21 protein-coding genes and 1 tRNA gene are annotated in these 20,529 nt (G+C 33.5%); 16 read left to right on the top strand and 6 right to left on the bottom strand.

Annotated features, from left to right (window positions below; all coding sequences use genetic code 11):
* Positions 1 to 13 precede the first annotated feature (13 nt).
* Positions 14 to 370: a dihydroneopterin aldolase gene (gene folB / locus ACSVH9_RS04215; RefSeq protein ID WP_438062620.1), complete on the top strand. Its 357-nt coding sequence runs from the start codon at positions 14 to 16 to the stop codon at positions 368 to 370.
* A 109-nt stretch (positions 371 to 479) separates the two neighbouring features.
* A tRNA-Cys gene (locus tag ACSVH9_RS04210) sits at positions 480 to 550 on the top strand.
* Between the two features lie 789 nt (positions 551 to 1,339).
* On the opposite strand, the gene ACSVH9_RS04205 is transcribed toward ACSVH9_RS04210, so the two are convergent.
* From ACSVH9_RS04205 to rnr, 3 genes are all read right to left on the bottom strand, one after another.
* The gene (locus ACSVH9_RS04205) at positions 1,340 to 2,014 is read right to left on the bottom strand and encodes a LysE family translocator (RefSeq protein WP_159688790.1); all 675 of its coding nucleotides are present in this window, start codon (positions 2,012 to 2,014) and stop codon (positions 1,340 to 1,342) included.
* Positions 2,015 to 2,091: 77 nt separating this feature from the next.
* Complete coding sequence (locus ACSVH9_RS04200) at positions 2,092 to 2,757, bottom strand: head GIN domain-containing protein (RefSeq protein WP_438062619.1); 666 nt, start codon at positions 2,755 to 2,757, stop codon at positions 2,092 to 2,094.
* 13 nt (positions 2,758 to 2,770) lie between these two features.
* Positions 2,771 to 4,951 (bottom strand): ribonuclease R, encoded by a 2,181-nt coding sequence (rnr, locus tag ACSVH9_RS04195; protein ID WP_438062618.1) that lies wholly within the window; start codon positions 4,949 to 4,951, stop codon positions 2,771 to 2,773.
* Between the two features lie 118 nt (positions 4,952 to 5,069).
* On the opposite strand from rnr, the gene ACSVH9_RS04190 reads away from it, so the two are divergent.
* A complete protein-coding gene (locus tag ACSVH9_RS04190; RefSeq protein ID WP_159688800.1) occupies positions 5,070 to 5,303 on the top strand; it encodes a DUF2007 domain-containing protein in 234 nt (77 codons plus the stop codon).
* Positions 5,304 to 6,028: 725 nt separating this feature from the next.
* Positions 6,029 to 6,460 carry a ribose 5-phosphate isomerase B gene (gene rpiB, locus ACSVH9_RS04185; protein WP_159688804.1) on the top strand — a complete coding sequence of 144 codons (432 nt, stop codon included), beginning with the start codon at positions 6,029 to 6,031 and terminating at the stop codon, positions 6,458 to 6,460.
* A gap of 71 nt (positions 6,461 to 6,531) precedes the next feature.
* On the opposite strand, the gene ACSVH9_RS04180 is transcribed toward rpiB, so the two are convergent.
* Together ACSVH9_RS04180 and ACSVH9_RS04175 are read right to left on the bottom strand one after the other, a co-directional pair.
* On the bottom strand, positions 6,532 to 7,641 hold the full coding sequence (locus ACSVH9_RS04180) for a M48 family metallopeptidase (RefSeq protein ID WP_438062617.1): 1,110 nt from the start codon (positions 7,639 to 7,641) through the stop codon (positions 6,532 to 6,534).
* 3 nt (positions 7,642 to 7,644) lie between these two features.
* Entirely contained in the window at positions 7,645 to 8,604 is a 960-nt protein-coding gene (locus ACSVH9_RS04175) for a YjgN family protein (protein WP_438062616.1), read from the bottom strand.
* A gap of 244 nt (positions 8,605 to 8,848) precedes the next feature.
* Here ACSVH9_RS04175 and ACSVH9_RS04170 point away from each other — a divergent pair, with 244 nt between their 5' ends.
* The 6 genes from ACSVH9_RS04170 to ACSVH9_RS04145 all read left to right on the top strand — a co-directional run bounded on the left by ACSVH9_RS04170 (position 8,849) and on the right by ACSVH9_RS04145 (position 14,624).
* Entirely contained in the window at positions 8,849 to 9,178 is a 330-nt protein-coding gene (locus ACSVH9_RS04170) for a HesB/IscA family protein (protein ID WP_159688812.1), read from the top strand.
* Between the two features lie 80 nt (positions 9,179 to 9,258).
* On the top strand, positions 9,259 to 10,707 hold the full coding sequence (sufB, locus tag ACSVH9_RS04165; protein WP_300978464.1) for a Fe-S cluster assembly protein SufB: 1,449 nt from the start codon (positions 9,259 to 9,261) through the stop codon (positions 10,705 to 10,707).
* A gap of 33 nt (positions 10,708 to 10,740) precedes the next feature.
* On the top strand, positions 10,741 to 11,493 hold the full coding sequence (gene sufC / locus ACSVH9_RS04160) for a Fe-S cluster assembly ATPase SufC (protein ID WP_315141340.1): 753 nt from the start codon (positions 10,741 to 10,743) through the stop codon (positions 11,491 to 11,493).
* Between the two features lie 78 nt (positions 11,494 to 11,571).
* Positions 11,572 to 12,885, top strand: a complete 1,314-nt coding sequence (sufD, locus tag ACSVH9_RS04155; protein WP_438062615.1) for a Fe-S cluster assembly protein SufD — start codon at positions 11,572 to 11,574, stop codon at positions 12,883 to 12,885.
* A 170-nt stretch (positions 12,886 to 13,055) separates the two neighbouring features.
* A complete protein-coding gene (locus ACSVH9_RS04150) occupies positions 13,056 to 13,811 on the top strand; it encodes a DUF5995 family protein (protein ID WP_438062614.1) in 756 nt (251 codons plus the stop codon).
* Between the two features lie 237 nt (positions 13,812 to 14,048).
* Positions 14,049 to 14,624, top strand: coding sequence for a chalcone isomerase family protein (locus ACSVH9_RS04145; RefSeq protein ID WP_438062613.1), 576 nt, complete (start codon positions 14,049 to 14,051; stop codon positions 14,622 to 14,624).
* A 63-nt stretch (positions 14,625 to 14,687) separates the two neighbouring features.
* Here ACSVH9_RS04145 and ACSVH9_RS04140 read toward each other — a convergent pair whose 3' ends face one another.
* Complete coding sequence (locus ACSVH9_RS04140) at positions 14,688 to 16,034, bottom strand: serine hydrolase domain-containing protein (protein ID WP_438062612.1); 1,347 nt, start codon at positions 16,032 to 16,034, stop codon at positions 14,688 to 14,690.
* A 199-nt stretch (positions 16,035 to 16,233) separates the two neighbouring features.
* Between ACSVH9_RS04140 and ACSVH9_RS04135 the strand changes: the two genes are divergently transcribed.
* From ACSVH9_RS04135 to ACSVH9_RS04110, 6 genes are all read left to right on the top strand, one after another.
* Positions 16,234 to 17,448, top strand: coding sequence for an aminotransferase class V-fold PLP-dependent enzyme (locus ACSVH9_RS04135; protein WP_438062611.1), 1,215 nt, complete (start codon positions 16,234 to 16,236; stop codon positions 17,446 to 17,448).
* Between the two features lie 13 nt (positions 17,449 to 17,461).
* Positions 17,462 to 17,887: a hypothetical protein gene (locus ACSVH9_RS04130; RefSeq protein WP_438062610.1), complete on the top strand. Its 426-nt coding sequence runs from the start codon at positions 17,462 to 17,464 to the stop codon at positions 17,885 to 17,887.
* A 2-nt stretch (positions 17,888 to 17,889) separates the two neighbouring features.
* A complete protein-coding gene (locus ACSVH9_RS04125) occupies positions 17,890 to 18,312 on the top strand; it encodes a SufE family protein (RefSeq protein ID WP_300977687.1) in 423 nt (140 codons plus the stop codon).
* 152 nt (positions 18,313 to 18,464) lie between these two features.
* The gene (locus ACSVH9_RS04120; protein ID WP_159688849.1) at positions 18,465 to 18,788 is read left to right on the top strand and encodes an SUF system Fe-S cluster assembly protein; all 324 of its coding nucleotides are present in this window, start codon (positions 18,465 to 18,467) and stop codon (positions 18,786 to 18,788) included.
* 61 nt (positions 18,789 to 18,849) lie between these two features.
* Positions 18,850 to 19,359, top strand: a complete 510-nt coding sequence (locus ACSVH9_RS04115; RefSeq protein WP_298300216.1) for a DUF2480 family protein — start codon at positions 18,850 to 18,852, stop codon at positions 19,357 to 19,359.
* Positions 19,360 to 19,584: 225 nt separating this feature from the next.
* Positions 19,585 to 20,514: a DUF3078 domain-containing protein gene (locus ACSVH9_RS04110; RefSeq protein ID WP_438062609.1), complete on the top strand. Its 930-nt coding sequence runs from the start codon at positions 19,585 to 19,587 to the stop codon at positions 20,512 to 20,514.
* The last annotated feature ends 15 nt before the right edge of the window (positions 20,515 to 20,529 follow it).

The raw sequence follows: 20,529 nt of genomic DNA, 5'->3' as shown, positions 1-20,529 counted from the left end.
ATTTCATCAAATAATGGGCAAAATTAAACTAAAAAATATACGCACCTTTTCTTATCACGGTTGTCTAATTGAAGAATCAAAAATAGGTTCAGATTACCGAGTTGATTTAGAAATTGAAACCGATTTAACACAATCTGCACTATCAGACAAATTAAGTGATACCGTAGATTATGTATTATTGAACCGAATTGTAGTTGAAGAAATGTCAATTAGAGCGGAATTATTAGAAAATGTAGCTCATAGAATCATTGTTCGTGCTATGAATGAAGCTCCAACTATTACAAAAATTGAAGTTGAAGTTTCAAAAATAAATCCTCCTATTGGTGGTGATGTAGAAGCGGTTACCATTATTATGAGTAAAACACGTTAATAAATTTCAAAAATTAAAAAACCAAAAGAAAAGTCATTCTCTTTTTATTTGGAATTTGGAATTTGCTTTTTGGAATTTTTGTATTACATTTGCAATCCGTTTAAACAATGGCGTCGTGGCCGAGCGGCTAGGCTGGGCTCTGCAAAAGCTCCTACTCCGGTTCGAATCCGGACGATGCCTCTGAAACCTTCAAGGAAACTTGGAGGTTTTTTTTATGGTTAATTTTTAAGAAAAATTAGATAAAGAAAGCGTTCGAATCCGGACGATGACTTTAATGCCTTCAAACAAACTTGGAGGTTTTTTTTATGGTTAATTTTTAAGAAAAATTAGATAAAGAATTGTTCGAATCAGAACGATAACTATAAAACCACTAAGTCTTCTTGAAGATTTTTTTATTTAATTTTTAGGAAAAATTAAATAAAGAAAGCGTTCGAATCCGAACTATTACTCTGAATCTTCAAACAAACTTGGAGTTTTTTTTTATGGTTAATTTTTAAGAAAAATTAGATAAATATAGAGTTCGAATCCGGACGATAACTTTGAAAACTTCAACGAAACTTGGAGTTTTATTATGGTTAATTTTTAAGAAAAATAGATAAAGAAAGCGTTCGAATCCAAAAGATGTCTCAAAACAGATGCATAAATGTATCTCTTTTTTTATCATTATTGTAACTACTCAGCTTGTCTTACTTTCAATTGACTCCAGCTAAAGCTGCAGTTATGATGAGGATTGATTGCATTGGCTTTAGCCAAATAAAAGCAACAAATTTTGGCTAAAGCCTTTAAAAATTTCAAATTTCATTTGTGCAACTAAATTTGGAGGCAATTAATGTCAAAAAAATACCTGATTAGTAACTCATTATTTTAAAAAATATGATAGTTAAGAAGACTAAATAAAGTGTAGTCATAAACAAAAAAAGCTTCTGAAATTCAGAAGCTTTTTAATCTTTTTTTGAGTAGAAATGGCTCCTACTCTATCTTTTCTAAGGCATTTTTTACCATTTCTTTTTTACCTGGAAAAACACCTTGTGCTATTAAAACAATCCCAAAAATCATTAAAACTACAGCAATTCCTTTTTTAATTTTATGAATGTTAGTAGGTGTCATTTTTGATTTTAATTTTTTAGCCAAAACAATTTTAATACAATCAATTAACAAATAAGAAAGGATAACCGATGTAAAAAAAGTAAGCATTCTAGAAGTTTGCATGTCCATTTTTGGACCTACAGAAATGATAACGGCTAACCAAAAACCCAACACACCAATATTGATAATATTCAGGAAAAAACCTTTCATAAATAAACTTCCGTAGTTCTTTTTAAGGATTTCATCTTGTAAAATTTCTTCAGGAGATTTCTCGGTATTTCGCAATTTTATAAAAGAAATTATACCATAAGCTAACATCACAATTCCACCAAAAATAAACAAAGAAGGTTCATCTTTAAGACTAGTTATTAAACGATAACTTCCTAAATAAGCAATAGAAATAAAGACAATATCACCAAAAATAACACCTAAATCAAATACCATTGCGGCTCTAAATCCTTTACTAATACTAGTTTCTAGCAAAATAAAGAATACTGGGCCAATCATAAAACTTAAAAAAATTCCCCAAGGAATTCCAGCTAAAATATCATTAATCATTATAAATTTTAAAATGTTTATATAGTGAATAAAAAAACTAGTGCTAACACTAATCATTTAGTACTGTTCACAAGGAACTACTTTTCAATTATAGTTCCACCAAGGATGGTTTCTTGATTGATTTGTTTTGGTTTACCATAAATGTAAATAGAGCCTCCAGCCTTCACTTTTGCATCCACTAAGGTTGTAGCATGTATTTCAGCTTTTCCTCCCGCAGAAACGTTTACAGTAGTTTGAGAACTAATTAAATCTTTGGCTTCTAAAACACCACCAGAAGCAATCGTAATGGTTTGACTGTTGGTTTTTCCTGTCAAATCTAAAATACCTCCAGAAACTGCTCTAATCGTTGCTTTTTCGGTATCAAATTCTACTTTTATTTGTGCTCCTTCTTTAGCATTAACTGATAAAACGGTTTGTTTGAATGGCAAATCGCTAGACACATAACTGCCTTCGCTAGCATCAATACTTTCTATTCTCTTGAAATACAATTGGATTTTGATGTCATTCCCAGCTAATAATTTTGGGAAAGGCATGCGTAATTTTACTTCACCATTTTTATTAATTACTTCAACTTCATCTGCTCTAGTTCCGGTTATGCTTACTTTATTCTCATTGGATGGAACTAATTTAACAGTAAGTTTATCAAATACTTTGACACTATCAAAATCACCTAAATTCTTAGTTACTTGAGCTTGTAAATAACTCGTTAAAAACAATGCTACTACTACTACTATCTTCTTCATAACTAACTTTTTTTTAATTATTTCTTCTGATAAAATTAAAATCCAATTGTTTTTTAACCAAATCAGCGTTCTTAACTTTTACATAAATTTCGTCTCCTAATTGCAATAAATCATGCGAAGTAGCACCTACCAAGGCATATTGTTTCTCGTCAAAAGTATAATAATCTTCTTTAATATCGCGAATTCTTACCATTCCTTCGCACTTATTTTCGATGATTTCAACATAAATTCCCCACTCGGTTACTCCTGAAATTACACCTAAAAATTCTTGCTCTTCATGATTTTGCATGTATTTAACCTGCATGTATTTGATAGAATCACGTTCTGCATTAGTAGCCAAACCTTCCATTGTTGATGAATGTAAACATTTGGTTTCATACGTTTCTTCATCTACAGATTTTCCTCCATCTAAATAAAACTGTAACAATCTATGCACCATTACATCAGGATACCTACGAATTGGTGAAGTAAAATGAGAATAATAATCGAAAGCTAATCCGTAATGACCAATATTATCCGTTGAATATTTGGCTTTACTCATCGAACGAATGGCTAAAGTATCAATCAAATTTTGTTCTTTTTTACCACTTACCTCTTCCATCAAAGCATTCAAAGATTTAGAGATATCGCCTTTGTTTCTAAAGTCAATTTTATAACCAAATTTAGCAATCACATTTTGCATTGCAATTAGCTTATCTTCATTGGGTTCATCATGAATTCTGTAAATAAAGGTTTTCTTTTGTTTCCCAATATATTCAGCTACTTTTCTGTTGGCCAAAAGCATGAATTCTTCAATCAAATGATTGGCATCTTTAGCAATTTTGAAGTACACGCCTTCTGGTTCTCCTTCTTTATCTAAATTAAATTTTACTTCGACTTTGTCAAAAGAAATAGCCCCTTCATTCATTCTATTTCTTCTTAAAATTTTGGCTAATTCATCCATTTTAAGAGTGGCTTCTACAATTTCATCGGCCACAACATAACTACTTCCTGTGATAGAAGTTTCTATTGGAATCGTATTGTCTTTGGTTTCGATGATGTATTGTGCTTCTTCATACGCAAAACGTTGGTCTGAAAAAATAACCGTTCTTCCAAACCATTGGTTCACTACTTTGGCTTTGGCATCCAATTCAAAAATAGCCGAAAACGTATATTTCTCTTCTTGAGGACGTAACGAACAAGCAAAATTTGATAAAACCTCAGGTAACATTGGCACTACCCTATCTACCAAATACACCGAAGTGGCTCGTTGATAGGCTTCATCATCAAGTATAGTTCCTTCTTCTAGATAATACGAAACATCAGCAATGTGAACCCCTATTTCGAAATTACCATTCTCTAATTTTTTGAAAGACAAGGCATCATCAAAATCTTTGGCATCTTTTGGGTCTATGGTAAAAGTGAGTGTATCTCGCATATCGCGACGTTTCGCAATTTCACTTTCTTGAATTGTAGTATCAATTTTTTGAGCAAAGGTTTCAACTTCTATTGGAAACTCAGAAGGTAAACCATATTCGGCCAAAATAGCGTGAATTTCTGTATCGTGTTCTCCTGGTTTACCGAGTACTTTTTCTACCCTACCAAAAGGACTATCCGCTCTTTTAGGCCAATCTTCGATGTGAACCAGAACAACATCTCCTTGCTCTGCCTCTCCTATTTTATCTTTTGGAATAAAAATATCCGTGTACATTTTTGGATTGGCAGTAGAAACAAAAGCAAAATTCTTTTGAATATCGATTACACCTACAAAATCAGTTTTGGCTCTTTCGACTACTTCAATGACTTCGCCTTCAGGACGTTTTCCTTTTCTTCGATTATAAACATAGACTTTTACTTTGTCTTTGTCTAAAGCACGATTCAAATTATTGGTTGGAATAAAAACGTCTTCTTCAAAATCAGGACAAATGAAATAAGCCGTCTTACGCCCTGTCATATCGATGGTTCCTTCGTAATAATCTTGGCTTATGGCTTTCACAAGATACTTTCCTGGTTCGGTTTCAATTATTTTTTTGGCAGCAGCCAAAAGTTTCAAATCTTTGATAATTTGATTTCTACTTTGAGTATCATCTAGTTCAAGCGTAGCTCCTATTTGTTTGTAGTTAAACCCTTTATTAGGGTTTTGAGCCAATATTTTTAAAATTTTATCGCTAAAATCTTTCTCTTTCTTGATTGGCTTTCTTAATCTTTTACGCATATATCTTTTCTAATAAAGTCTAAAATTACAAAATAGTTAACGGTAAACAGTGAATGTGCTTTAGTTTTAAATAAAATATAACTTTAAATATTTTTTTTATCTTTATAAAAACAACCTCATGGAAGATTTTAAAACTATAGCAGTCTTTACTTATCCACATGAAATAGTGGTTTTAAAACACATTTTAGAGCTAGAAAAAATCCCTTTTTTCTTTGAAAACGAAATCACTCTCTCGGTAGCTCCTTTTTACACCAATGCGCTGGGCGGAATCAAACTCAAAGTACATCCCAACGATTTCGAAACTGTTCAAACCATTTTAGACAATCTCAATAACCATTTGAAAATTGTCTAACAGCTCCTACCCTACTTTTTCAAAATTCAAAGTTGTCAACATTCATTAAAATAATAAAAAAGAAAATTTAAAATTTAAATATTTTTTAATGGTTATTATAGCGTGTTAATAATGGCAATAATTTTTTTATTAATTGCTTAAATATGGAGTTTTACTTTTTTATTTAGAGTTATTAACACTGTTTTTAATACTTAAAAGGTTTATTTTTAGCTCTTTTTTAATTTTAATTAACAACGGTTGATAACCAAATTTTAAATAAAAATGTAAATAAGTAATTTTAAAAAACTTGTTAATAAACTATAAATAGTTATTGATAAATATTCCAAAAATTAGCCAAACTTTTTTTGTTTAATTCATTCCAATTTTGGATTACATTTTTTTTAAATACTACCTAAAAAAACTTCTAATTTTCTTTCCGAACTTATTAACATTTTGTGTTAATTTAAAGTTAACTGAATATCAAGTAATTACGTTTTGCTATTAACACTGCAAAAAATTAACATTTTAATTAAAGTAAATGATTTGATTTTTAGTATTTTATAGAAATATAAAAATTGTTGAAAACAGCTAAAATACTCGTAGTATGTGAGTTAAATGTACGCTACTTTTTTTGTGATTTTTAGCAAAATAAGTACTTTATGTTAGCCGTTGTAAAAGTAAAATTTATCATCAAAACTCAATTAGATTGGTTAAATTTGCATTCTCACAACTTAATACATTGACAAATGAAAATTTCTATCGGAAACGATCACGCAGGACCGGATTATAAAAAAGCTATTGTTCACTATTTAGAATCTTTAGGACACGAAGTAACTAATTATGGAACAGATTCAGAGGATTCAGTAGATTACCCAGATTTTGGACATCCTGTTGCCAATGATGTAGAACAAGGTAAAGCCGATTTTGGAATTGTGATTTGTGGTAGTGGAAATGGAATTGCAATGACGGTAAACAAACACGCTGGTGTAAGAGCTGGTCTTTGTTGGACCAAAGAAATTGCTTATTTAACACGTTTACATAACGATGCTAATGTTCTTAGTATTCCAGCACGTTACACTTCTATTCAACAAGCTGTTGAGATTGTAGCAACCTTTTTAACAACTGATTTTGAAGGTGGAAGACATCAAAATAGAGTGAATAAAATTGCTTGTCAATAAAAATTTTTTCGAGGTGCTTCGCACCATTTATGATAAAAAAGCCGCTTTGAAAATAATCAAAGCGGCTTTTTTTAGTTTTTCAATTTTTCAAAAATTGACTTCAAGTTTGTATTTTGTTCGTAAGAATACTTTTTCGAGTCGATTAATGTTTTTATAGTTTCAATCCTGTCTTTTGTGACTGGATGCGTACTCAGAAACTCTGGCACTTCTATACTGTGTTCTTCTTGTAAACGTTTGAACAAAGTCACCATACCTTTAGGATTAACTTTATTTTTGGTTACAATTGCAAATCCATCTTCATCTGCTTCTCGTTCAAATTCCCTTGAAAAAGATAAGGACTGTAAAGTATTCACATTGTCGCCTAATACTGCCATAACCCCATTTACATCGCCCAAAACTGTCGAAATAAATATATAGCCAGATAGATTTCTACAAAGCATTTTCATAGAATGACGGTTGTTTACGTGTGCCGCTTCATGACCTATTAAACCAACTAACTCATCATAACTTTTCATTTCATTTAAAATACCAGTGTATACCACTATTGTTCCATCAGGTAACGCATAGGCATTCATAATTTCTGAGTCGATTACATTAAATTTCAATCTTTTTTTGTTATTCAATTGTAATTCAGCTGCAAATTGATTGAGAAGTTTTGATTTCAAAGTATCATTAGTCCCCAAAAGAGAGTTTTCATCTATAAAAGTGCCACCCAATGCGTCGTCATAACTTTCTGGAATTAACACTACAGATTTCTCTCCAACCCATGGTAAAATATAGATATACGATACTCCTATGGTTGCTAACAGAAAAAGCGCTAATAAAACATGAAATTGTAATGGCTTTTGTATAAGCGTTTGATACCAATTTAGTTGACCCGAATCTTTTCTGTACTGATTGATGGTGGTTATTAAAGCAACATCTGTTATTTTAATACTTTGAATAGGATCTTGACCGTGTTGTAAAAACAGAACATTACTTCTATTCTCAAAAACGATATCACTCATTAACCAAGTAAAGGACTCTACAGGTTTAGGATACGATTCCAATTCTTCATTGTCAACAATTTTATTTTCTATTTCGAACGTAAATTGTCCAGTATTGGAATCAAACCATAACTGAATATTTTTGGGAACAGATGATTGTCCGTCGTAAAAAACACTTTTAGAAGCTGTAGTCATTTTTTAAATAATAAATCCTAAATCTAAGAAGTCACTAATGTCTTCGCCTGTTGCATCTTTGAAGTTTTCCTCTGTTTGCGTAAGACTGTCCAAATCGATATTTCCTTCAATTTCAATATGTTCGAAAATATATTTCATTGTTCTTGTAGCTACCCAAGCATATCCAAGTCCTAAAGTAAAAATCAAAATCAAAAGGTTTGTTATTCCTAATGTTAAGAAATCGCCACCAGTAGCTGTAGAGGTCAACTGTAATTCTTTGTCGTCTTTGTGTAAACTTAAATTGGAAACATAGTAATCAAATAAGTCTTTTTGCCACCAAAAAATATAGATACCAAAAGTAATGATAGTCAAAAAATAACCTTTTATGTACAAAAAGAAATAATCTGTTCCGTCTCCGCTATAATTAAATTCAGCATCTCCAAAACGAACATTTCCAAGAACATATCTTCTCATATTAATCGACATCCAAAAGCTATAAAAACCTAAGGTAACGATAGTTAAAAGAATCCATTTGAAGAAATTTAAAGTAAATTCTTTACGATCGCCTCTATAACCAAACCGGATCCCTCTCCAAGAAGTTCTAGACATTCTATAACGGTAAGAACCATGAATAGCCAATGGTAAAAGTGCCAAAAAGCCTAAGTAAAAAAGGATTAGACCCACTGCAGGAATTTCTAAGTAAATAAATAAAAATAACAACCCATAAAGTGTTCCGAAAATAAGTAGGGCTTTGATAAAACCTTTAAACATTTCTTTTCCGGTACCATGAAACGCGAATGAGTCACCATTAAGATGCGTTTCTCCATACAGATAATTAAGTTGTTTGGCTTTAGCCCAAGGGTAATAAAGACCTAATGTAATCAATGTTAATAGCCAGTTAACAATAATGATGCTAAAAAAATCGCCACCTTTTCCGGTATAAGACAATTGGTACTCAAGTTTTTTGGTAGTTGTTTCTTCCATTTTGGATTTGTTATTTTTCTTGTTAATAAATACGATTGGCTAAATATATTATTTTTTTATGTAATAGTAGTATCAATTTTTCTTATCGAGTTATCAATCATAAAAATGTTAAGAAGAGCAACAAAAACTTTTTAATGTAATACATTTGCAGTTAATTTAGACAAAATCAATATAAGATTGATTTATCATCAATTTATAGTGTTATCACAGCAAGAAATTTTAATTAAAATAAAAAAACAAACACATGATAAAAGTTTCTGATACAGCCAAAAAGAAAATCATCGATTTAATGCAAGAAGATGGTTTTGATGCTGCCAGCGACTACGTGAGAGTAGGCGTAAAAAGCGGAGGGTGCTCAGGTTTGTCTTATGATTTAAAATTTGACAAGTCCAAAGGCGAGGACGACAAGATATTTGTTGACAATGATATTACAATTGCAGTAGAAAAAAAATCTTTTCTTTATTTGGCGGGAACTATTTTAGAGTTCTCTGGCGGATTAAATGGTAAAGGTTTTGTTTTCAATAATCCAAATGCGCAAAGAACTTGTGGCTGTGGAGAGTCATTTTCACTTTAGTCTAACGTTTAAAGCCAAAATGTAGGAAGACTATAAACTGACTTTAAGACCTTAGATTTTTAAATTTTTATTACAAAAAAATGAGTAAATACACTGAAGACGATTTAAAAATCGAATTAGAAAATAAAGAATACGAATACGGATTTTATACTAATTTGGATGCTGAAACTTTTCCAATTGGTTTAAATGAAGATATTGTTCGTGCCATTTCTAAAAAGAAAGAAGAACCAGAATGGATGACGGATTGGCGTATTGAAGCGTTTCGTGCTTGGCAAGAAATGATCGAACCAGAATGGGCGAATGTGCATTATGAAAAGCCAGATTTTCAAGCTATTTCCTATTATTCAGCGCCAAAAGCAGTAGATCCAAACAAGACATTAGATGATGTGGATCCTGAGCTTTTAGAAATGTATAAAAAATTAGGCATTTCTGTAGATGAACAGAAAATGATGAACAATGTGGCTATGGATATCGTAGTAGATTCAGTATCAGTGGCTACAACCTTTAAGAAAACATTAGGTGAAAAAGGAATTATCTTTTGTTCTATTTCTGAAGCTATTAAAGAACATCCAGAATTAGTTCGTAAGTATTTAGGAACAGTTGTGCCACAAAAAGATAATTTTTATGCTGCTTTAAACTCGGCGGTTTTCTCAGATGGTTCTTTTTGTTATATACCAAAAGGAGTGCATTGTCCGATGGAATTATCTACGTATTTCCGAATTAACCAAGCTGGAACAGGACAATTTGAGCGCACCTTGGTCATTGCTGATGAAGGGAGTTATGTTTCTTATCTAGAAGGTTGTACGGCTCCAAGTCGTGACGAGAATCAATTGCATGCTGCTGTGGTAGAATTAATCGCTTTGGATAATGCGGAGATTAAATACTCAACGGTTCAAAACTGGTTCCCAGGAAATAAAGAAGGAAAAGGCGGGGTATATAATTTTGTAACCAAAAGAGGATTATGCGAAACCAATGCTAAGATATCTTGGACTCAGGTAGAAACAGGATCAGCTGTAACTTGGAAATATCCATCTTGTGTATTAAAAGGAGATAATTCAGTAGGAGAGTTTTATTCTATTGCAGTAACCAATAACTTTCAACAAGCCGATACGGGAACTAAGATGATTCATTTGGGAAAAAATACCAAATCGACTATTATTTCTAAAGGTATTTCGGCAGGAAAATCACAAAACAGTTATAGAGGTTTAGTACAGATTAGCCCAAGAGCTGAAAATGCTCGTAACTTTTCACAATGTGACTCATTGTTAATGGGTAATAATTGCGGTGCTCATACTTTTCCGTACATCGAAAGTAAAAATCCAACAGCAAAAATAGAACACGAGGCTACAACAAGTAAAATTGGTGAAGATCAGGTGTTTTATTGTAACCAACGTGGAATCCCAACCGAAAAAGCCATCGCTTTAATCGTAAACGGATTTAGTAAAGACGTTTTGAATAAATTACCGATGGAGTTTGCTGTGGAAGCCCAAAAATTATTGGAAATTTCGTTAGAAGGATCAGTAGGTTAAAATATATATAGTATTAAAAAACACATTCGAAAAATGTTATCAATAAAAAATTTACACGCCTCGATAGGCGACAAAGAAATATTAAAAGGAATCAACCTTGAGGTAAAGGCTGGCGAAGTACATGCGATTATGGGACCTAACGGTGCTGGAAAAAGTACACTTTCGGCCATTATTGCTGGAAATGAAAACTACGAAGTAACCGAGGGTGAAATTATCTTAGACAACGAAGATATTGCGGAATTAGGTCCAGAAGAAAGAGCGCACAAAGGAGTATTTCTTTCTTTTCAGTACCCAGTGGAGATTCCAGGAGTTTCTGTAACCAATTTTATGCGTACGGCGATCAACGAAACACGTAAAGCGAATGGTAAAGAAGAAATGCCAGCCAACGAAATGTTGAAAGTCATTCGTGAAAAGTCAGAATTGTTAGAAATTGATCGTAAGTTTTTATCTCGTTCACTTAACGAAGGTTTTTCTGGAGGAGAGAAGAAACGTAACGAGATTTTTCAAATGGCGATGTTAGAGCCAAAATTAGCTATTTTAGACGAAACAGATTCTGGTTTGGATATTGATGCGCTTAGAATTGTAGCGAATGGCGTAAACAAGCTAAAAAGCGATAAAAACGCCATTGTAGTAATCACGCACTACCAACGTTTATTAGATTATATCGTTCCTGACTTTGTACACGTTTTATACAATGGTAAAATTGTAAAATCCGGTACCAAAGAATTGGCCTATGAGCTAGAAGAAAAAGGATACGACTGGATCAAACAAGAACAAGAAGCGTAAAAAATGTTTGTAGTTTATCGTTTATTGTTGCCTTAAGGAACAATAAACCTAAAACCATAAACCATAAACAGTAAAACTATGTTAAGAGAAAAATTAGTATCGTCCTTTATGGCTTTCGAAGAAAAGATTGATGTCCAAACGGATCTTCATGATATTCGTACTGCCGCAATAAAGAACTTTGAAAATAAAGGTTTTCCAACCAAAAAAGAGGAAGCTTGGAAGTATACATCCTTAAATGCTATTCTAAAAAATGATTTCAGCGTTTTTCCAAATACCGAAAATACGATTGAGTATAGAGATGTAAAAAAATACTTTTTACACGAAATAGATAGCTATAAAGTGGTTTTTGTAGACGGAGTATTTAGCTCGAATTTGTCCTCAACTACCCATGACGGAATTGATGTTTGTTTGATGTCATCGGCATTAAACAAGCCTAAATATAAAATGGTTATTGATACCTATTTTAATCAAATTGCAAGTAAAGACGAGTCATTGACTTCTTTAAATACGGCATTTGCTAATGAAGGTGCTTATATCAATATTCCAAAAAGTAAAGTAGCAGATAAGCCTATCGAAATCATGTATTTTTCTACGGGTTCTGAAAAAGCTTTGTTGGTTCAGCCGCGTAATTTGGTGATTGTAGGCGAGAATTCGCATGTGCAAATCATAGAAAGACACCAATGTTTGAATGAAAATGCGGTATTGACCAATTCAGTTACCGAAATTTTTGCTGCAAAACGCGCTATTGTGGATTACTATAAAATTCAAAATGATGCTGCCGAAGCGAACTTAATTGATAATACCTATGTTTCTCAAAAACAAGAAAGTCATGTCTCCGTACAAACTTTTTCTTTTGGAGGAAACTTAACTAGAAACAATTTGAACTTTTATCATTTTGGTGAACGTCTTACCAGTACGCTAAACGGAATTACGATAATAGGAGAGAAGCAACACGTTGATCACTATACTTTAGTAAACCACGCTACGCCAAACTGCGAAAGTTTTCAAGATTACAAAGGAATATTTTCAGATAGAGCGACAGGTGTTTTTAATGGGAAAGTTTTCGTAGAAAAAGAAGCTCAGAAAACCAATGCTTTCCAAAAAAGTAACAATATTTTGTTGAGTGATAAAGCTACTATCAATGCTAAACCACAGTTAGAAATTTTTGCCGATGATGTAAAATGTTCTCACGGTTGTACGGTTGGTCAATTGGATGAAACGGCTTTGTTTTATATGCAACAACGCGGGATTCCTAAGAAAGAAGCCAAAGCATTATTGATGTACGCTTTCTCGAATGCAGTAATCGAAAACATCAAAATCCCGGAACTTAAAAAACGAATTACCGCTATTATAGCTGATAAATTAGGAGTGAAACTAGGATTTGATTTGTAAATCTAAATCTTAAGAAATATATCTTTTAAACCTCTCAAAAAGGACAAAGTTTAACCTTAAACTTTGTCCTTTTTTCATTCTTGAAGAATAGGTTTTCTTTTAAAAATTATTTTTTTGTAATATTATGAACTTAAACTATTCATAATAAATATTTTATAAAAAAGTAATCGATGATACCTCAAGCAACCACAATTGACGAAGTGATACAATTGCTTCAAGAAATTATTCAACAATCCATTACACAAAAATCGACCAAAGGGTATTTTGCGGTACTTTATCTCAAAGTCACACAAAAAGTAAAAGAAGGAATTCAAAACGGAACCTTTGAAAACGGCCCAAGAATGGAAAAATTAGACGTAATTTTTGCCAATCGGTATATCAAAGCGTATTATCAATATCAGGCAAAGGAAACTACATCTAAATCTTGGGAAGCAGCTTTTGTAGAAGCAGATAATTATTGGATTATTGTATTGCAGCATTTATTACTCGGAATGAACGCACACATCAACCTTGATTTAGGAATTGCAGCGGCTCAAGTAAGCCCAAAAGACGAAATTCATAGTTTGCAAAATGATTTCAATACTATTAACACTATTTTATCTTCTTTGGTGGCCGATGTTGAGAAGGATTTGACCGAAGTTTGGCCAATTTTAAAGTGGATTCTAGAAAAAACAAAATCCATAGACACTTTTCTTATCGATTTTAGCATGCAAAAAGCTAGAGAAGGTGCTTGGAAATATGCTTTAGAATTAGCTCCTCTTGAAGGAAATAAGGCAGAAGAATCTATTAAAATTAGAGATGTAAAAGTAGCTCAAAAAGCAAAATTGATAACCAATTTGGGCGGAATTCCTGTTTTTTTATTCAAAATTATGCGCTTGTTTGAGGTTGGAACTGTAGATCAAAAAATTAAAGATTTACAAAACTAAAGAGAATAATTTTTTTCTAGTAAAAAACGAAGAGCATTAAAAATTTAGTATTTTTAACGTAAGAATATTTTTTTATTCTTAATTTAAAGCGAAATTTTTATCAATTATATAAACGCAGTTTTAGAGAGTAGATTTTAGTACATCAAAGTATGTTTTGTCATTGACAGCTACTTTTTGCTGACGCCAAAAACCAAAGACGGAGTATTCCAAAATGCTTAACCAATAAATTTTACATATATGAAAAAAATTATTTTATCCGTATTGTTTGTTGCTTTTCAATTTACCTCACTTTCTGCTCAAAATACATTTGTCGCTAATGGTGTAGTTATTCCTAGAACACTTGAATTTAAAGGAAAAGTGATGGAGTTAAGCGGTTTTGGTGTTCGATCGAAAATGTGGGTTGATGTCTATGTTCAGGCGCTTTATCAATCTTTTTACAGCGACAAACCTTTTGAAGTGATGCAAAGCAATACGGAAATGGCAATTCGTATCCAAATTACTTCTGCTATGGTTTCCTCAGGAAAATTGACTCGAAATTTTAATAGTGGATTTGAACGCTCTGCGGGAGCCAACTTGGAGGCTTTACGTCCAAGAATTGAAAAATTTAAAAGCTATTTATCCGATCAAATTGTTGAGAAAGATGTCTTTAATTTGATATACAATCCAGCAGATGCTTCTGTGTATGTGTATAAAAATGATGAATTAAAAGGAACCGTTCCTGGGATTGATTTTAAAATTGCATTATTTGGAATTTGGCTTTCCAACAACCCTGTAGACGAACAATTGAAAAAGGATTTACTCGGAATAAAATAATTTAAAAACCACAAACCCGACAATTTAGAAAGTTGTCGGGTTTGTGGTTTAATAGGGTAGAGGTTACTTTTTAAAACTTCCAATCACACCTGCTAACAATTCATTGACATCATATTTTCCTTCATCGCTTAATCCCATTCTAACAATAACCAAATCCAAAGACGGAATAATAAACACCTTTTGTCCTTGGTAGCCGTTGCAAGAGTACATATCACGCGGCGCGGCAGGGAAATGACCACCGGCATTCAGCCAAAAGTGTGCTCCATAGCCTTCGTTAGAATCTTTGGTAGGTGTGCTTACATAATTTGCCCAACTGGGATCAAAAACTTGGTCACCGTTCCAGTTCCCTTTATGTAAATACAATAACCCAAATTTCGCCCAATCCCTTGCGGTAGCCCATCCATAAGATGATCCAACATAATTACCAACCATATCGGTTTCGATTAGCATGGAATGCATTCCAATTCGATCAATCAATTGTGCATACCAAAAATCCAAATATTCTTGATGGGTTTTGAACTGCTTACGCAAGATATAAGACAACAAATTACTAGTTCCCGAGGAGTAATTCCAATGCGTATCGGGAGCGAAGGCGGCTGGTTTTTCAAGCTGTACACGTCCCATATCTTCTGCTATGAATAACATTTTGGTAGCATCGCATATTTTATCATAGGCTTCTTCCCATTCCAATCCAGAATTCATATGTAACAAATCGTTGGTCGTGATTTTTTTTCGTTCATCCTTTTGCCATTCGGGAATTGGAGCGGGTTTGTTGATGTCGTATTTTCCTTGTTTTTGGAGTATTCCAAAAAGAGTAGCAGTGATACTTTTAGTCATAGACCATCCCAAAATTTTACTGTTTTTGGTAAATCCAGTATCGTATTTTTCGGCAATAATATGGTCTTTATAAATTACTAAAACCGCTCTTGATCTTTTTTTCTTTTGCCCTTTTGGATCGAAGGCATTGTTTACTGCGGCTGTTAGTTTTGAATAATCCACATTAGCAAAAACAGTGTCTTTGGGCTCATTATTTCCATAGGGAAAGGGCAAATTTTTTTTTGTAAAGTTGCGTTTTGGTATTAAATAGGGTTTTGAAGCATCAAAATCATCATTGATTAAGGTGGCCCCTAAACCTTCTCGATAAATCGCTTTTCTAGTTTTTAATCCGTAAACAGATGAAGTAGCGGTTTTGGCGTTGTCATCGATTTCATTTTTGGCAAGGTCAATCAGGTCAATATCGTTATCTCCTTTTTCGATCATCTCTTGTGAGCGATGGTCAATAAAATGTCCTGAAGCCATACTTTTGGCCGAAAAACCAGAGATTAAATCGAGTTTAGGATAGGTGGTATAGCCAATGTAACCCAAAACAAGCAAAAGAAGGATTCCGATGCTTTTAATTATATTCTTCATAAAATGTTATTTTTAAGCAATGTAGTAAAAAGTAGGAAACCTTGTGTTGGGTTTTATTTTTTTCTTTCCTTGCTCAAATTACGAATGGTTTTAGCTATAAATGATGCCTATTTTGGTATTAAGTTTTATTAACAACTGTTTGGTAGAAAATAGTTTCAGTTTCACTACTTTTGTATTTAGAAAAATTCTAAATTAAGTCATGTTAGATCTTCAAAAAATAAGAGCCGATTTTCCAATCCTTTCTCAAAAAGTCAACGGTAAACCTTTGGTTTATTTCGATAACGGAGCGACTTCGCAAAAGCCACAAGTAGTGATTGATGCGATTGCAAAGTATTACCAAGAAATTAACGCCAACATTCATCGTGGCGTGCATACCTTGAGCCAATTAGCTACAGATGCTTACGAATTGTCCAGAGGGAAAATACAACACCATATCAATGCCAAGCACGCCCACGAAGTATTGTTTACTTCAGGTACGACTCATGGTGTGAATTTGGTAACGAATGGGTTTGCTTCTCTATTAAAATCAGGCGATGAGGTATTGGTGTCTGCTTTAGAGCATCATAGCAATATTGTGCCTTGGCAAATGCTTTGCGAGCGTACAGGCGCTACGCTAAAGGTTATTCCGATGAACGAAAAAGGAGAATTAATTTTGTCTGCATTTGATGAATTACTATCCGAAAAAACCAAAATCGTTACGGTAAATCATATCTCTAATGCTTTAGGAACGATTAATCCCATAAAACACATCATTGATAAAGCGCACGAATTTGGAGCAGCTGTTTTTATCGATGGAGCGCAAGCGGTACCGCATTTGAAACCTGATGTTCAAGCCTTGGATTGCGATTTTTATGCTTTTTCAGGACATAAAATGTGTGGACCAACAGGTACTGGAATTTTGTATGGAAAAGAAGCTTGGTTAAATAAATTACCACCCTATCAAGGTGGAGGAGAAATGATAAAAGAGGTAACTTTTGAAAAAACCACTTATGCCGATTTACCACATAAATTCGAAGCAGGAACGCCTAATATTGCTGGAGGAATTGTCCTTGGAACTGCGGTAGATTATATGAATGCCATAGGTTTTGAAAACATTCAGGCCCAAGAGTTGGCACTTTTAGAATACGGTACACAACGCTTGTTAGAAATAGAAGGCTTGCGTATTTTTGGTACTTCAGAAAATAAAACTTCGGTAATTTCTTTTAATATAGACGGGATTCACCCATATGATATTGGGACCATTATCGATAAATTAGGAATAGCCGTTCGAACGGGACATCATTGTGCCCAACCGATTATGAATTTCTTTGAAATTCCAGGAACGATTCGAGCGTCTTTTTCGTTTTATAACACCAAAGAAGAAATCGATAGCTTAGTGGAGGCGGTAAAAAAAGCCAAAATGATGCTGTCATAAACACCTAAAAAAGATGAAGTGGATTAGTCAATTGATTTTTGTTTTTGTTATCATGAGTAGTTGTAAAAGTCAAAAAATCAATGATTTTAGTACTTCATCCATCACGTATACTGCGCAATCTAGAGGAGTATATTTGAGTGTTTGGGTCGAAAATCAAAAAGTTTGGGTCATCAAAGGTAGGAATGAAAAGCCCTATGAAGTTGTGCTGACAGCGCAAGAAATGAAAGAGCTTGAAAGTGTCTTTTCTGTATTGAATTTGGAAAAAGTACCTTCATTGAAAGCGCCAACAGCAAAGCGATTATATGATGGAGCAGCCATTGCCAACCTAGCCATTTCAGATGGAGGAAAGGCCTACATATCCAAAAGTTTTGACCACGGATATCCCCCAAAAGACATAGAAAAAATAGTAACCTTATTAGTTTCATATAGCGAAAAATAAGCATGAGTATCAAAGAAATACAAGACGAAATTGTAGATGAATTTTCAATGTTCGACGACTGGATGCAGCGTTACGAATACATTATTGAGTTAGGAAAAAATTTGCCTTTAATCGAGGAAGCTGCCAAAACCGATGATAATTTAATCAAAGGATGCCAGTCGAAAGTTTGGTTACAAGGCCAGCAAAAAGAGGATAAAATTGTATTCACTGCCGATAGTGATGCGATTTTGACGAAAGGCATAATCGCCATTTTAATTCGCGCATTCTCGAACCAGAAACCTGCTGATATCTTGAACGCAGAGATGGATTTTATTGATGAAATTGGACTTAAAGAACATTTGTCACCTACCAGAGCCAATGGTTTAGTATCGATGATTAAAAACATCAAAATGTATGCTTTGGCGTTTGATGCAAAAAATAATTAAACATTTAAACATAGAAATAATAGACTTTTGACTTGTATTTTTGAGTTTCAAATAATTTCTAAAATTATACAATAGAGAAATCTTATATGGCCTTCAATGCCTTATATGGTTTAAATAGAATAAAAACTCATATGTTTTAAAAACAAAAAAAAATGACAGAAGAAATAAACACCGCCGAGTTAGGAGAAGCCATCGTAAAGAAATTAAAAACGATTTACGACCCAGAGATTCCAGTAGACATTTATGAATTGGGATTGATTTATGATGTAATGGTCAATACCGATTATGAAGTAAAAATCTTGATGACTTTAACTTCACCAAATTGCCCTGTGGCAGAGAGTTTACCAAGAGAAGTAGAAGAGAAAATCAAATCGATAGAGCACGTAAAAGATGCCGATGTAGAAATCACCTTCGACCCACCTTGGAGCAAGGATTTAATGAGCGAAGAAGCTAAATTAGAATTGGGAATGTTATAACAGTTATAAAGTTTGTGGTTTATTGTTTTAAACTATAAACCACAAACTATAAACTTTTCAAATGGACGAAATAATTAATAAAGTAGCGAACAGTTCGTTACAAGTTTTTGATTTAGAAGATTATTGGCCTGTTGGTATTCGTTCTCAAATAGATATATCACAATGGCTAGTCGAGGGATTCTTACTCAAAGAAACAGAGTACAGACAAGCATTAAAGCAACACGATTGGACCCAATATCAAGGTCATTATGTGGCAGTATATTGTGGTACAGATGCAATTGTTCCTGCTTGGGCCTGCATATTGGCGGCTACTTATTTGGTGCCTTATGCCAAGAAAGTGGTATTGGGAACCGTTCCTGAACTTAACACAGCCTTGTATCTCGAGGTTCTGAATACGATAGATTATTCAGACTATTTGGATAAGGCAGTAATACTAAAGGGCTGTTCCAAAAAGCCCGTTCCAGAGAGTGCTTACATAGCCGCAATTCAAAAACTGCAACCTTTAGCCAAAAGCATTATGTATGGTGAGGCTTGTTCTGCAGTGCCTTTGTACAAAAGGCCCAAAACGTAATTTTTTTTAGAAACCCCAGCAATGGGCATTTTCAGGAAGCAAAGTCCCGCTATCCGCTATAATCTTTTGTGCTGAACCCCAGCACAAAAGGATTTTCGCTTCTATCGGGGTTAGGGAGCTACAATTTTTCTTTTTGTTATGATTTTTAGGAGTTTATAACCATTTATTTTTCAGTGTTTTAATGGTTTTTACTACATTTGAGTAAGAACCTTAAAACCAAACGAAATGAGAGCCATTGTAATTACCCTGTTTTTGCTTTATTCCGTTACTGAAGCACAAGCACAAAACACCGAGAAAGAGCTAATCAAAAACACCGAAGCTGCGGTTAAGAACATCAATGATACTTTACCTAATGGTTGGCGTAAAAAGGGAAATATCGCTTTTCTTTTCAGCCAGTCCAACTTCAATAACTGGATTGCAGGAGGGGAAAACAACTTGTCTGGAAATTTAGGCATCAACTATGATTTCAATTACAAAAAAGACAAGCTAACTTGGGACAACAAAATCATTGCTTCTTATGGTTTACTACAAACCAAGAATGCCGATTTTGAGAAAAAAACCGACGACCGTTTCGAATTCAATTCTACGCTAGGACAACACGCTTTTGGGAATTGGTACTACTCGTTGTTCCTGAATTTTAGAACTCAATTTACCCGTGGTTATATTTACGGAAAAGATGCTAATGGAGCCGAGATAAGAACCGAAAACACCAACTTTTTATCGCCGGGGTATCTTACTTTTGGTCCTGGTTTGTTCTGGAAAAAAGGAGACCATTTGCGTTTGAATTTTGCGCCACTTACTTCTAAAATGACCTTCGTAGACGATTTTTATACTTCGCAACCGGGTTATGTAGACGGAGCGTATTTTGGGGTAGATGCGAATAAAAGCTTGCGATATGAATTGGGTTTTTACACTTCGGCTTATTATAAATTCAACTTAATGACGAATGTTTCTGCTGAAAATACGCTGAATCTTTACACCAATTATTTAGAAGACCCTCAAAATGTAGATATGGATTATTCATTGGCTATCGTAATGAAAATTAATAGATTCTTATCAGCCAATTTGAACTTTCAAGCCATTTATGACGACAACGCTTTTCAGGGATTTCAAACCCGACAGGTTTTTGGTTTAGGAGTGAATTATGGGTTTTAGCAGTTGATAAATTTT

It is taken from the genome of Flavobacterium sp. RSSB_23 (genome assembly GCF_051547145.1).
In the GTDB taxonomy this organism is placed as follows: Bacteria; Bacteroidota; Bacteroidia; order Flavobacteriales; family Flavobacteriaceae; genus Flavobacterium.
This window is presented reverse-complemented; position numbering and strand designations above follow the sequence as displayed.